Annotated in this window: 13 protein-coding genes; 8 read left to right on the top strand and 5 right to left on the bottom strand. The window is 61.8% G+C overall.

Annotated features, from left to right (window positions below; translation table 11 throughout):
• Positions 1 to 56: 56 nt before the first annotated feature.
• Entirely contained in the window at positions 57 to 743 is a 687-nt protein-coding gene (locus FFI94_RS17070) for an MBL fold metallo-hydrolase (protein WP_138868886.1), read from the bottom strand.
• Between the two features lie 181 nt (positions 744 to 924).
• Between FFI94_RS17070 and uvrA the strand changes: the two genes are divergently transcribed.
• On the top strand, positions 925 to 3,885 hold the full coding sequence (uvrA, locus tag FFI94_RS17065; protein ID WP_138873235.1) for an excinuclease ABC subunit UvrA: 2,961 nt from the start codon (positions 925 to 927) through the stop codon (positions 3,883 to 3,885).
• A gap of 152 nt (positions 3,886 to 4,037) precedes the next feature.
• Here uvrA and FFI94_RS17060 read toward each other — a convergent pair whose 3' ends face one another.
• Positions 4,038 to 4,745, bottom strand: coding sequence for an alpha/beta fold hydrolase (locus FFI94_RS17060; protein ID WP_138868885.1), 708 nt, complete (start codon positions 4,743 to 4,745; stop codon positions 4,038 to 4,040).
• Between the two features lie 77 nt (positions 4,746 to 4,822).
• On the opposite strand from FFI94_RS17060, the gene FFI94_RS17055 reads away from it, so the two are divergent.
• Complete coding sequence (locus FFI94_RS17055; protein ID WP_138868884.1) at positions 4,823 to 5,542, top strand: YafY family protein; 720 nt, start codon at positions 4,823 to 4,825, stop codon at positions 5,540 to 5,542.
• 4 nt (positions 5,543 to 5,546) lie between these two features.
• Here the strand turns inward: FFI94_RS17055 and FFI94_RS17050 are convergent, their stop codons facing one another.
• A complete protein-coding gene (locus tag FFI94_RS17050) occupies positions 5,547 to 5,966 on the bottom strand; it encodes a DUF1801 domain-containing protein (protein ID WP_138868883.1) in 420 nt (139 codons plus the stop codon).
• A gap of 15 nt (positions 5,967 to 5,981) precedes the next feature.
• A complete protein-coding gene (locus tag FFI94_RS17045) occupies positions 5,982 to 6,347 on the bottom strand; it encodes a DUF1844 domain-containing protein (RefSeq protein ID WP_033230796.1) in 366 nt (121 codons plus the stop codon).
• Positions 6,348 to 6,733: 386 nt separating this feature from the next.
• Here FFI94_RS17045 and infC point away from each other — a divergent pair, with 386 nt between their 5' ends.
• From infC to pheT, 6 genes are all read left to right on the top strand, one after another.
• The gene (gene infC, locus FFI94_RS17040; protein WP_185993421.1) at positions 6,734 to 7,372 is read left to right on the top strand and encodes a translation initiation factor IF-3; all 639 of its coding nucleotides are present in this window, start codon (positions 6,734 to 6,736) and stop codon (positions 7,370 to 7,372) included.
• 44 nt (positions 7,373 to 7,416) lie between these two features.
• Positions 7,417 to 7,611, top strand: coding sequence for a 50S ribosomal protein L35 (gene rpmI / locus FFI94_RS17035; protein WP_138868881.1), 195 nt, complete (start codon positions 7,417 to 7,419; stop codon positions 7,609 to 7,611).
• Between the two features lie 63 nt (positions 7,612 to 7,674).
• On the top strand, positions 7,675 to 8,064 hold the full coding sequence (gene rplT, locus FFI94_RS17030; protein WP_033230794.1) for a 50S ribosomal protein L20: 390 nt from the start codon (positions 7,675 to 7,677) through the stop codon (positions 8,062 to 8,064).
• Positions 8,065 to 8,087: 23 nt separating this feature from the next.
• On the top strand, positions 8,088 to 8,915 hold the full coding sequence (locus tag FFI94_RS17025; RefSeq protein WP_138868880.1) for an RNA methyltransferase: 828 nt from the start codon (positions 8,088 to 8,090) through the stop codon (positions 8,913 to 8,915).
• Positions 8,916 to 9,049: 134 nt separating this feature from the next.
• Positions 9,050 to 10,120 (top strand): phenylalanine--tRNA ligase subunit alpha, encoded by a 1,071-nt coding sequence (gene pheS, locus FFI94_RS17020; protein WP_138868879.1) that lies wholly within the window; start codon positions 9,050 to 9,052, stop codon positions 10,118 to 10,120.
• 65 nt (positions 10,121 to 10,185) lie between these two features.
• The gene (gene pheT / locus FFI94_RS17015) at positions 10,186 to 12,672 is read left to right on the top strand and encodes a phenylalanine--tRNA ligase subunit beta (protein WP_138868878.1); all 2,487 of its coding nucleotides are present in this window, start codon (positions 10,186 to 10,188) and stop codon (positions 12,670 to 12,672) included.
• Between the two features lie 82 nt (positions 12,673 to 12,754).
• Here pheT and FFI94_RS17010 read toward each other — a convergent pair whose 3' ends face one another.
• On the bottom strand, positions 12,755 to 13,798 hold the full coding sequence (locus tag FFI94_RS17010) for an Lrp/AsnC family transcriptional regulator (RefSeq protein WP_138868877.1): 1,044 nt from the start codon (positions 13,796 to 13,798) through the stop codon (positions 12,755 to 12,757).
• Positions 13,799 to 13,838 lie beyond the last annotated feature (40 nt).

Below are 13,838 nucleotides of genomic sequence, written 5' to 3'. Positions count from 1 at the left end.
GGCCGCGCTGGGGATGTGCCGTGCTGGGGAGGGGCCGTGCTGGGGAGGGGCAGGGGTCACCAACCGCGTTCGCGCCACTCCTGCAGGTGCGGTCGCTCGGCGCCGAGTGTCGTGTCCTTGCCGTGGCCGGGGTAGACGATCGCGGAGTCGTCGTAGCGGCCGAAGAGCTTGGTTTCGACGTCGTTGAGCAGTGAGGCGAACTTCTCGGGATCAGCCGTCTTACCCACTCCGCCGGGGAACAGTGAGTCGCCGGTGAAGATGTGAACCTGGCCCGACGGTTCGGTCAGCACGAGTGCGATAGAGCCAGGGGTGTGGCCGGACAGGTGGATGACATCCAAGCTCAGGTTTCCGACCGTGACAGTATCGCCGTCTTCGAGCAGTACGTCCGGAGTCACAGGAAGCGCTTCGGCGTCGAGGGGATGCGCTGCGGTCGGCACATTGGTGGCAGCGTGGACATCTTTCAGTGCCAACCAGTGGTCGCCGTGCTGATGTGTGGTGACGATGGAATCGAAATTCGGAGCTTCCTGCTCGATCAGCGCAACGATCTTTTCGGCTTCGTTGGCCGCGTCGATGAGGAGTGATTTCCCGGTTGCGGAACAGACCACGAGGTAGGTGTTGTTGTCCATGGGGCCGACAGACATCTTCGTGATGGTTGCGCTGTCGATTGTGCGTCGTTGAGGCGCAGAATCGGGGGAGAGCTGACCGGTGTAGGAGTTGTCGATCACGATGGGCTGATTCGTCATGATTTGCAGGCTACCTTCGAATAGGGGCTGGTAGACCGCTGGGTTCGTGCTTGCAGTCAAAACATGTCGGTGGCTCGGCCTACCATGGCGACGTTCGAGGACTCACTGTGTGTGAGTGCTCGTAATGTCCGTGATGTCGCTGGTGGACAGCCCCAGATGAATGTCGATGAAGGGAATTGGTGTGTCGGATCGCCTGATCGTGCGGGGTGCGCGAGAGCACAATCTGCGAGGAGTCGACCTGGATCTCCCGCGAGACAGCATGATCGTCTTCACGGGTTTGTCGGGTTCGGGTAAATCCAGCCTTGCGTTCGACACGATCTTCGCCGAAGGACAACGCCGGTACGTCGAGTCGCTCTCGGCGTACGCGCGTCAGTTCCTGGGCCAGATGGACAAACCTGATGTCGATTTCATCGAAGGCTTGTCGCCCGCGGTGTCGATCGATCAGAAGTCGACCAACCGCAACCCGCGATCAACCGTCGGAACCATCACCGAGGTCTACGACTATCTTCGTCTCCTCTATGCCCGCGCTGGCGCGGCTCACTGCCCGGTGTGTGGTGAGAAAATCGCACGCCAGACCCCTCAACAGATTGTCGATCAGGTCCTCGACATGGAGGAGGGCATCAAGTTCCAGGTCCTCGCCCCGGTTGTGCGCACCCGCAAGGGCGAGTTCGTCGATCTTTTCGAACAGCTCAATACACAGGGTTACTCACGCGTCCGAGTCGATGGCGTCGTTTACCCCCTGACTGATCCACCCAAGCTGAAGAAGCAGGAAAAGCACGACATCGAAGTTGTCGTCGACCGTCTTCAGGTGAAGGCAAGCTCCAAGCAGCGACTCACGGATTCGGTGGAGACCGCTCTTCGGCTTGCCGAGGGCATTGTTGTTCTCGACTTCGTAGACCGTGAAGAAAACGCGCCCGACCGGGAGCGGCGATTCTCCGAGAAGCTGGCGTGCCCCAACGCTCACCCGCTCGCAATCGATGATCTCGAGCCACGTTCGTTCTCGTTCAACTCGCCGTACGGAGCCTGCCCGGAGTGCACGGGTCTCGGTATTCGTAAAGAGGTCGACCCGGAACTTGTAGTTCCCGATGCGGAGTTGAGCCTCGAGGACGGAGCTATCGCGCCGTGGTCGATGGGGCAGAGTTCCGAGTACTTCGGGCGTTTGCTGTCCGGTCTCGGCGACATCCTCGGGTTCGACATGAAGACGCCATGGAACAAGCTTCCTGCCAAGGCGCGCAAGGCAATCCTCGAAGGCAGTGAGGAGCAGGTCCACGTTCGGTACAAGAACCGGTACGGTCGTACCCGTTCTTACTACGCGGAGTTCGAGGGCGTCATGCCCTTCCTGCATCGCAGGCTCGAGCAGACCGAATCCGATCAGATGAAGGAACGCTACGACGGCTACATGCGTGACACCCCGTGTCCTGCGTGTGGCGGTGCGCGACTGCGTCCGGAAATCCTGTCGGTGACCATTGCTGCCGGAGATTTCGGCAGCAAGTCCATCGCGGAGGTCTGTGAACTCTCGATCTCCGACTGCGCAGATTTCCTGAATAGCCTCACCCTCGGTTCACGCGAAGAAGCCATCGCAGGTCAGGTGCTCAAGGAAGTTCAGGCGCGTCTCGGATTCCTCCTCGATGTCGGCCTCGAATACCTCTCACTGTCGCGTGCCGCCGGCACCCTGTCCGGTGGCGAGGCCCAGCGAATCCGCCTGGCAACGCAGATCGGTTCGGGCCTTGTCGGTGTGCTCTACGTACTGGACGAGCCGTCCATCGGTTTGCACCAGCGAGACAACCGTCGCCTGATCGAAACACTGACCAGGCTGCGCGATCTCGGTAATACCCTGATTGTGGTCGAGCACGACGAAGACACGATTCGCACCTCCGACTGGGTGGTCGACATCGGTCCGTATGCCGGCGAGCACGGCGGCCAGGTCGTCCACAGCGGACCATACGAAGAGTTGCTCACCTGCGACGAGTCGATTACGGGCGCATACCTGTCTGGGCGAAAGTTCATCGAGGTCCCCGAGATCCGTCGCCCGGTCGATCGTAAGCGTCAGGTCACCGTTGTCGGTGCGCGTGAGCACAACCTCGACGGTATCGACGTGAGCTTCCCGTTGGGTGTTCTCACCGCGGTCACCGGCGTTTCCGGTTCGGGTAAGTCGACATTGGTGAACGACATCCTGGCCACGGTCATGGCAAACAAGCTCAACGGTGCTCGTCAGGTGCCCGGCCGCCACACCCGAATCAACGGGCTCGACCAACTCGACAAACTGGTCCAGGTTGATCAGTCGCCGATCGGCCGTACCCCGAGGTCCAACGCAGCCACCTACACCGGTGTGTTCGACAAGATTCGGACGCTCTTCGCTGCCACAACCGAAGCCAAGGTACGCGGCTATCAGCCCGGGCGTTTCTCGTTCAACGTCAAGGGCGGTCGCTGCGAAGCGTGCTCGGGTGACGGCACACTCAAGATCGAGATGAACTTCCTGCCAGACGTCTACGTTCCGTGCGAGGTCTGCCACGGCGCTCGGTACAACCGCGAGACACTCGAGGTTCACTACAAGGGCAAGTCCATCGCCGAGGTGCTGGACATGCCCATCGAAGAGGCAGCGGAGTTCTTCCAGCCCGTCACCTCGATTCACCGGTACTTGAAGACTCTGGTGGACGTCGGTCTCGGCTATGTCCGACTGGGACAGCCGGCACCGACACTGTCCGGTGGTGAGGCTCAACGTGTCAAACTCGCCGCCGAGCTTCAGAAGCGTTCCACCGGACGTACCGTCTACATCCTCGACGAGCCGACAACGGGCCTGCACTTCGAAGACATTCGCAAGTTGCTGATCGTCATCAACGGATTGGTCGACAAGGGCAACAGCGTCATCGTGATCGAGCACAATCTCGACGTCATCAAGACATCGGACTGGGTTGTCGACATGGGACCTGAAGGTGGATCCGGTGGCGGAACCGTTGTGGCAGAAGGAACTCCGGAAGAAATCGCCGCAGTCCCCGAAAGCTACACCGGAAAGTTCCTCAGCGAGGTACTCAGTGCGCAAAAGGCTCCCGTGAAAACGAAGACTGTGGCGAAGAAGCGCGCAGCGAAGGCTGCGGCCCCCAAGAAGGCTGCGCCGCGGAAGAAGTCCGCATCGGTCGCCTAACCCGATGGGATAGGTGCGACGTCAGTGATGCCGGGACCGTCAGTCGGTCCCGGCATCACTGCTGAGGCGGCGTTGTGACGCTAAGCGTCTGTAACTTTGTGACGCTAGGCGTCTGCGACATTGTGACGCTAGGCGTCTGTAACTTTGTGACGCTAGGCGTCTACGGCCTCGAGGATTGCTTCAGCCAACTCCTTCGGGCGTGACCACATCGGCCAGTGTCCGGTCGGAAGGTCGACGTACGTCACCGGCAACTTCGCGAGTTCGACGGCAACGGGAAATCCACCATCAGCCATCTGCTTGATGACATCGGACGGGAAGCTGCTGCACACCACAGTGGTGCGAACGGCATAGCGTCTCGGATCGGTCAGGACGATCTGGTCGCGGGCTGCGCCCGCAGGTTCGGGGACGGCGTGATCCCGAAACGCCGTCAAAGCGTCGTCGTCGAGTCCATCGATGCTGCTCCCGTCCGCTTCCAATTCAGCCCAAGTCGGTAGTGGAATCTCGACCGCATCGTCGGCGAGATCGGGTCGAAGTGCGGTGCCGTCCGGCATCGGACCGCTGTCGACGTAGACGATTCGCGCAATCTGGTCGGGTACGCGATCGGTGGCGGCGTATCCGGACGCTCCGGCGCCGCTGTGCACGACGAGGATCGTGCGTTCGTCCGAACTCGAGACGGCGTCGACGATTGCGCGGACGTGGGAATCGAGAGTTACGGTGCGCCGGGGTGAGTCCACAGACTCGAGTCCTGGCAAGGTCAGTGCGGTGACGCGGGTGTCGGGGCGTTCGAGGTGGGGGAGTACCGCGTCCCACGCCCATGCGCCAAGCCAGAATCCGGGAACCAGAACGATGTGAGTTTTCATGAACCTATCGTCGCGGGCTATCGGTGACAGCTGTGTGTCACTGATTTTGTCACCGTTTGGTATCGAAAACTGCGACAATGGAAAACGTGAATCGAGCGGCGAGATTGCACGCACTCCTCGAGGAGTTGCGTCGTCGTGGTGACCGCGGGTCAAGTGCAACGCAGCTTGCTGCGCAATTCGGCGTCACGTCGCGCACAGTCAAACGAGATGTCGAGACATTGATGGAGTCGGGGTCTGCGATCGAAGGTCGTTCCGGACCTGGCGGTGGCTACCGATTGATCGGCCGCGCGACGTTGCCGCCGGTGAATTTCACTGTCCCGCAGGCGGTATCGATCGCCTTGGCGTTGACTGCTGTCGGCGATGCTCCGTTCGCGGACGACGGGCGAGCGGCACTGGCGAAATTACTGGACGTCATGGACGCCGACAGTCGGGCCAGAGTCGAGGAACTCAGCGGGCGCGTCTGGGTTCGTCATGGCGAACAAGTAGAAGCTGATGAGGAGTCAGGAGTCAACCGACGCGCGATCGAGCAGGCATTGGAGCGTAAGTGCGTCGTGTCGTTGCGGTACATCGATGGCGACGGGGCCGAATCTACGCGCGCAGTCGAGCCGCATTTGCTCGCTCACACCCGAGATCGGTGGTTCTTGATCGGGTGGTGCCGAACGCGGGACGCGGTTCGGTGGTTCCGTCTCGATCGGATCCAGAAGGCAACTCTGACGAAGGTGCATTTCGTTCCCCGCGAGACTGCACTGTTCGGAGAACCGCCACCGACGGCTCGCTCGGCGGCCGACGTGAGTTGACGGCTCAGGCGCTCATATTCCGTGCCGCCGCAACGGATTCCGCGACCAGTGCTTCCAATGCCGAGCGATCGACATCACTGAGCCGTTTGACATAGAGGCAGCCTTTGCCGATCTTGTGCTTGCCCAGACGGTCGAGTGCCTCAGCGTGGTCGTCGAAGTTCAGCGACAGATAGAGAGTGAGTGCGGTGGCTCGGGGTGAGAACCCGATCAGTGCGGTGTCACCTTCGTGACCGCTGGCATAGCGGTAATGGCGGGCACCGAATCCGATGATGCTGGTGCCCCACAGCACCGGCGGTTCGCCGGTCGCGGCCGACAGCATGGATATCAATTCCATGCTGTCGGCACGTTTGACCGGGTCGGCAATTCGATCGACAAAGGCGCCGACATCATCCGAGGACGGCTGCGTTTTGTTTGCTGTTGCCACGGTCGTATTTCAGGCTCAGTAGACCGGGCCGGTGAACTTCTCGCCCGGGCCCTTGCCAGGCTCGTCTGGGTGCGACGACGCTTCGCGGAACGCACGTTGCAGGGCTTGCAGGCCTTCGCGAATCGGGCCGGCGTGGGGGCCGAGGTATTCGACGGATGCGGTGACCAGACCGGCCAGCGCGGTGATGACGCGGCGTGCCTCGTCCAGGTCCAGGTACGGGCTGGCTGACGGGTCGGCGTCGGACAGGCCGAGCTTCTCTGCTGCGGAGCTCATCAGCATCACGGCGGCGCGGCTGATGACCTCGACTGCGGGAACCTCGGAGAGTTCGCGGACATCAGGGTTCGCGTCGGTGTTCTGATCTGCTTCGAAGTTCTCACTCATGTCTGCAAGGATTCCATCACGGTGCGGAGCAGTTCAATCTGGCCTTGCCTTGTGCGGACGCGATTAGATTCATCGCCGTCGGCCTGATACTCTTGTGCCAACGACCGCCTCCGACATGTTCGGGGGCAGCAAGTGGAGCCCGACTCCCACCTCTGCGCGGCAGGTAAAACTGCAGTTCAGTGGTTCCGGTCACCTGAAGGAAGATTCTATTCTTCGTCAGGTTCCTCGTTCAGTCGAGGAGATTGTTCCTGGCGTGAGCTGGGTTTGATCTGATCGGTCGACATCGGGCCCCGCGGAGAAATATCACCGCGGGGTTTTTTGTTGGGGTTTGGGTAGAACTAGCTGCGTGCGGTCACGAGACCGCACCGTTCAACCTAGGAGGCCCCATCAGCACTGAGACCCGCATCAACGATCGTATCCGCGTTCCCGAGGTCCGTTTGGTCGGACCTGGCGGTGAACAGGTAGGCATCGTGCGTGTTGAAGATGCACTCCGCTTGGCTCTGGAAGCCGACCTCGACCTTGTCGAGGTAGCTCCTGATGCCCGTCCGCCGGTCTGCAAGATCATGGACTACGGCAAGTTCAAGTACGAAGCTGCACAGAAAGCCCGTGAGTCTCGCAAGAACCAGACTCTTACGGTCATCAAGGAGCAGAAGCTTCGCCCCAAGATCGACGCCCACGACTACGAGACAAAGAAGCGCAACGTTGTTCGCTTCCTCGAAGCTGGTTCCAAGGTCAAGGTCACGATCATGTTCCGCGGTCGTGAGCAGTCACGTCCCGAGCTCGGCTACCGCCTTCTGCAGCGTCTGGGAGCAGACGTCGCGGATCTCGGTTTCGTCGAGACCTCGGCTAAGCAGGACGGTCGCAACATGACGATGGTCCTGGCGCCACACAAGGGTGCCAAGACTCGCGTCAAGGCTCAGGAAAGCGCTCAGGCGCCAGTCGCTCAGGCTGCTCCCAAGCCGGCTCCCGAAGCACCGGCAGCGCCGGCAGCCGACGAAGCGGCTCCCGAAGCTCCGACCAGCTAGTCGATTCCCCAAGCACCATCACGTAACAAAGAACTGAGGACTCCATGCCCAAGATGAAGAGCCACAGCGGCGCCTCGAAGCGATTCAAGGTATCCGGTTCCGGCAAGCTCCTGCGCCAGAAGGCCGGCCGTCGCCACCTTCTCGAGCACAAGGCCAGCAAGGTTACCCGTCGTCTCGACGGTGTCGCTGTCGTCAGCCCTGATGACGCACCGCGCATCAAGCGCATGCTCGGCATCTGAGTCGTCCCCCTTACTGACCACCCGGGGCCGAAATCTCAGCCCCTAGATTGACAGGATTTTCACGTGGCACGCGTAAAGAGGGCGGTCAACGCCCAGAAGAAGCGTCGTTCAATTCTTGCTGCATCCAGCGGCTACCGTGGACAGCGTTCGCGTCTGTACACCAAGGCCAAGGAGCAGCAGCTCCACTCGATGGTTTACGCATACCGCGACCGTCGTGCACGCAAGGGTGAGTTCCGCAAGCTGTGGATCACGCGCATCAACGCTGCAGCTCGGGCCAACGACATCACGTACAACCGCCTGATCCAGGGCCTGCGCCTGGCTGAGGTCGACGTCGACCGCAAGATCCTCGCCGAGCTCGCCGTCTCCGATGCAGAGGCCTTTGCCGGCCTCGTTGCACTCGCGAAGGCCGCTCTGCCGGCTGACGTGAATGCGCCTGCCGGAGAAGCAGCCTGATCGACGCATCACAGCAACGGCCCGTGGATCCGCTCACCGAGCGGACTCCGCGGGTCGTTTCTGCTGTCAAGCTCCTGCGCACAGCAGAACGACGTAAAGCAGGACGATTCCTGGTCGAGGGTGAAAACTCCGTCACGGAAGTTTTGAAGGCAAACAGCACTGGCGCTGCCACAACAGTGCGCGACCTCTTCTATACGGAGAGCGCCGCCGAGCGATACCAGCATGTCATCGACTTGGCGTTGAGTTCCGGGGTTCGGGCTGCGCTGGTCACCGACCGCGCCGCAAAGGCGTTGAGCGACACGGTGACTCCGCCCGGCTTGGTTGCCGTGTGTGATCTCCTCGATGTTCCGCTGTCGGACGCGATTCGCTCGGACACCAAGCTCTTGGCCGTTCCGGTCGAGGTCAACGAACCGGGCAACGCGGGCACCGTAATTCGGATTGCCGACGCAGTGGGCGCCGATGCCGCGATCCTGGCCGGCGACAGCGTGGACCCCCACAACGGCAAGGTGGTTCGTTCGTCGGCGGGCAGCCTGTTCCATCTCCCGGTGGTTCGTGAACGCGATACCGATGCGGTGATCGAACAGATTCGCGCTGCCGGTATTCAGATACTGGCGACTGCAGCCGACGGAGAGATCGATCTCGACAACGCAGACGAGTTGTTGAGTAAGCCGACGGCCTGGCTGTTCGGGAACGAAGCACATGGTCTTGATCCGGCCATTGCGGCTCGCGCCGACTACCGTGTTCGGATTCCGATCCATGGGCGCGCCGAAAGCCTTAATCTGGCGACTGCAGCTGCTATCTGCCTCTATGCGAGTGCGCGGGTGCAACATCGCGACGCGGATCAAGGCTGACAAGTAAGACGGAAGTGACCTCTCGGAATTCCATTTGCGGAAGCCTGAGAGAATGCAAGAGCGTAACAATGTTCGACCAAAATGCTCGACCGCAGTAGAGAAGCAAACCGAGAAGCGACAGGAGTGTCACAGCCGTGGCCAAAAATGAGGGCGCGACCCCGCCGGACGTCGACGCGAGTGCGCTCACCGAAGAGGCGCTGACCGCGGCCGCGGAGAACGCAGAGAAGGCGCTCGCGGAGGCGGCAGACCTGGATGCATTGGCTCAGGTCAAGGTTGAGCACATGGGGGACAAGTCCCCGATCGCCCTCGCTCGGCGTGGTCTCGGCAAACTTCCGGGTAAGGAAAAGGCCGACGCCGGCAAGCGTGTCAACATTTTCCGGACCCGCATCAGTTCTGCGTACGACGCTCGCCGCGAGGTTCTCCTCGCCGAGCGTGACGCCGCTGTGCTGGTAGCCGAGGCAATCGACGTCACGCTGCCGTCCGATCGTTACCCAGTGGGTGCCCGTCATCCCATCAGCTTGATCTCCGAGCAGGTCGCCGACGTGTTTGTCGCGATGGGCTGGGAGGTCGCCGAGGGTCCGGAGGTCGAGACCGAGCACTTCAACTTCGACGCTCTGAACTTCCTGCCGGATCATCCCGCGCGGACGATGCAGGACACGTTCCATCTGGCTCCGGAGAACTCGCGTCAGGTGCTGCGAACGCACACTTCGCCCGTGCAGGTGCGCACGATGCTCACGCGTGAGGTTCCGATCTACGTCGTCTGCCCTGGTCGTACCTTCCGTACCGACGAACTTGATGCGACGCACACCCCGGTGTTCTCCCAGGTCGAAGGTCTAGCCGTCGACAAGGGCCTGACGATGGCGAACCTTCGCGGAACTCTGGACGCGTTCGCGCGCGCCCTGTTCGGTCCTGAAACTCGGACGCGTATGCGCCCCAACTACTTCCCGTTCACGGAACCGTCGGCCGAGGTCGACGTGTGGTTCGCGAACAAGAAGGGTGGCGCCGGGTGGGTCGAATGGGGCGGCTGCGGCATGGTCAACCCGAACGTGCTGCGCGCCAGCGGAATTGATCCGGACGAGTATTCGGGATTTGCGTTCGGCATGGGCCTCGAGCGGACTTTGCAGTTCCGCAACGGCATCCCGGACATGCGTGACATCGTCGAAGGCGACGTGCGTTTCACGCTGCCCTTCGGTGTTGCAGGCTGACCGGTCCGGCACGCGGACATTTTCGACCAACAGACTTATCGAGAAAACGAGAGAGCTGAGCTGACGTGCGAGTAGCGCAATCCTGGCTGACCGAGATCCTGCAGCGGGCAACTCCGGAGTGGGAGGTCACTCCCGAAGAGCTGGACGCAGGGTTCGTCCGGGTAGGGCTCGAAGTCGAGGAACTCGACACACTCGAGGCAATCGACGGCCCCCTGGTGGTCGGCAAGGTCCTCGACATCACCGAACTCACCGAGTTCAAGAAGCCGATCCGTTTCTGCCAGGTCGAGGTCGGCGAAGCAGAACCGCGCGGCATCGTCTGTGGCGCCCGCAATTTCGCCGAGGGTGACCTCGTCGTCGTCGCGTTGCCCGGCGCTGTGCTGCCCGGCGGCTTTGCCATCGCGACTCGTGAGACGTACGGCAAGATTTCCGACGGCATGATCTGCTCGGTCGCGGAACTCGGCATCGGCAAGGACCACTCGGGCATCCTGGTGCTCGAGCCCGGCACTGCTGAACCTGGGGCAGACGGCAACGAGTTGCTCGGACTCGGTGACACGATCATCGAACTGAACATCACCCCGGACCGCGGTTACTGCTTCTCGGTGCGTGGCCTTACCCGTGAGCTCGCCTGCGGTTTCGATCTCGAATTTGCCGATCCCGCTTCGGTTCCCGCCCATCCCGCCGAGGGGCAGGCGTGGCCGGTGCATCTCGAAGCGGAGTCCAAGGCGACGCGATTCGTGATGCGCAAGGTCACCGGTATCGACCCGAAGGCGGTCAGCCCGTGGTGGATGCAGCGACGGTTGCTGCTCTCGGGTGTTCGCCCGATCTCTCCCGCTGTGGACGTCACCAACTACGTGATGCTGGAACTGGGTCAGCCGCTGCACGCATTCGATGCGAATGCAGTGAAGGGTGACCTGGTTGTTCGCCGCGCGAAGGCGGGCGAGAAGCTCACCACTCTCGATGAGGTCGAGCGAACCCTCGATCCCGAGGACGTGGTGATCGTCGACGATTCCGGCGTCATCTCGCTGGCTGCAGTCATGGGCGGCGCGACCACCGAGGTCGGGTCCGAGACCACGGACATCCTGCTCGAAGCTGCTACCTGGGATCCGCTCGCGGTATTCAAGACTGCGCGTCGGCACAAGCTGTCGAGTGAGGCCAGCAAGCGTTTCGAGCGTGTTGTCGACCCGGCTATCCCGGTTGCCGCAGTCGACCGCGCCGCTGCCTTGCTTGTCGAGATCGCCGGTGGCCGTATCGAACCTGTCCTCACGGATGTCGGCGCGGTTGCGCCGCGCGAGGCGATTCGGATGGACATCGACCTTCCCGATCGTGTCGCCGGTGTCAGTTACCCCAACGGCACGGCGGCCCGTCGTCTCACTCAGGTCGGTTGCACGGTCGAGGTCGGAGTCAGCGATGAAGGGCACGGCCAGTTGGTCGCAACCCCGCCGTCGTGGCGTCCGGATCTGGTTCAGCCTGCTGATCTGGTCGAAGAGGTTTTGCGTCTCGAAGGCCTCGAGCAGATTCCGTCGGTACTCCCCGCAGCGCCCGCCGGACGTGGATTGACGCCGAAGCAGCGCCGCAAGCGCACCGTGTCCAAGGCAATTGCTCATGCCGGGTACGTCGAGGTCCTGCCGCCGGTGTTCCTGCCCACCAACGTTTTTGATGTCTGGGGTCTTGACAGCGACGATCCGCGCCGCAATACGAGCAAGGTGCTCAACCCGCTCGAAGCGGATCGCCCTGAACTGGCTACGACGCTCCTGCCCGGATTGTTGGAGGTATTGGCGCGCAACGCTTCTCGCGGTCAGCGTGATCTCGCGCTGTACGGTATCGCTCAGGTTGTGCTTCCGGGACCGGATACCAAGCCTGTTGATGCATTGCCGGTCGACCGACGCCCGACGGATGATCAGATCGCCAATCTGATCGCGTCACTACCGGATCAGCCGGTACACGTCGCCGCTGTTCTCAGTGGTTTGCGTGAACTCAACGGTCCATGGGGCCCCGGCCGTGCGGCCGAGGCATCGGACACGTTTGCCGCGGTGCGCGTCATCGCTGCGGCGGCCGGTGTCGAGGTTGAACTGCGTGCGGCGCAGTACCTGCCGTGGCATCCGGGTCGTTGCGCCGAAGTTCTTGTCGACGGCAATGTTGTCGGTCATGCGGGCGAATTGCATCCGGCTGTTCTCGAGCGGGCCGGACTGCCCGCTCGCACCTGCGCTTTGGAAATCGACCTGGACGCGTTGCCGTTGGTCGAGAACCTGCCCGCACCGCGAGTGTCGCCGTTCCCGGCAGTTTTGCAGGATGTTGCGGTGGTTGTCGACCGCAGCGTTCCGGCTGCCGAGGTTCAGGAAGCTCTACGCGTCGGCGGCGGTGAACTTCTCGAAGATATCCGTCTGTTCGACGTCTTCGAGGGTGAGCAGGTTGGTGAAGGCCGCAAGTCGCTGGCGTTTGCACTCCGTTTCCGCGGCGTGGATCGCACCCTGACCGAGGACGAGGCCAGTGCCGCGCGTGACGCAGCAGTTGAGGCAGCGTCCAAGGCTGTCGGTGCGCAGATGCGCGGCTAGCGGCACGAGTTGTCAGGGGACCCGGGGCCGAGTAGGCCGCGGGTCCCTTTCTCGTTCAGTCGAATTCGACAAGGTTTCTGGCTCATCGGGGAAGCCAGACGTCCGGCGCGACGGTACTCGTCCGGCGACCATGCTGGTCGAGCACGTGACCGAGTAGTTTGCGGATGTAGAGCACGATCGAGCGGTCCCCGATACGCAACTCGGGGTACTCTCCGCGCAGTCGAATCTCGAATGCGTCGAGTTCTGCGGGCGAATGCAGCCACAATTGCACCACGAGATTCTCGCGGCCGACGACGGCAAAACAGTTCCGTACCTCAGGGGCTCTACTGATGAGCCGGCCCACCGTGTCGAGATGCTCGGCGTCGATGCGGCACCACAGGGTTGCGAGTATGGGTAGTCCCGCGACGGGGCGTGCGAATTCGCACCGCAATGCCACCGATCCCGATGAGGTGAGGCGGTCGATTTGCCGCTTGCAGGCGGCTGAACTGATTCCGATCGAATCGGCAAGTTCCCGCATCGGGGTCCGCCCGTCATGAGCGAGTGTGGTGAGAAGTGTGCGGTCTTGTTCCGATACTGCGCTTATCCGGGAGCGTGAGCGTCGCCCACTCGATTCGCCGGCAGTCAGGATGCCGCGCTCGGATGGCGCAAGCGCATTGAGGCGCCACCGGCCGCCTTCGGTGAACCAGCGTGTGATGATCGAAGTTCGCAGGCTTTGTATGCCGTCGATCGTGGCGATCTGTTGGGAAATGAACTGCGACATGGAAGCCAGATCTGGGGTTCCGGCAGTGACCAGGAGATCGGCTCTGCCGGTGGAGATTTCGATGGTGACCGCGTGAGCCAGCGTTGTCAGGCGCTCGGCTATCGCGTCGAGTTGCGACGGCGCGCAGTCTATTTCGATTACAGCTGTCACGATGGCGTCGAGGACGCTTGGTCCAGGGGTAACTGTCACCCACGCCAGCGCGGATTCCGAGAGGCGATTCCACCGGCGGGCGATTGTCGCGGCATCGAGTTCGAGTGGCTCGGCCAGCGAGAGCCACGTAGAGCGCGGGGCGAGTTGCAGCGCATTAATTATCCTCAAGTCGATTTCATCGATGTAGAGACTTTTATCAGCAATGTCAGCACCCATAACATCATTATCCTGCATCTTGTCGTTAATTTCGGACTAT

The sequence above is a fragment of the Rhodococcus sp. KBS0724 genome (assembly GCF_005938745.2).
In the GTDB taxonomy this organism is placed as follows: Bacteria; Actinomycetota; Actinomycetes; order Mycobacteriales; family Mycobacteriaceae; genus Rhodococcus_F.
This window is presented reverse-complemented; position numbering and strand designations above follow the sequence as displayed.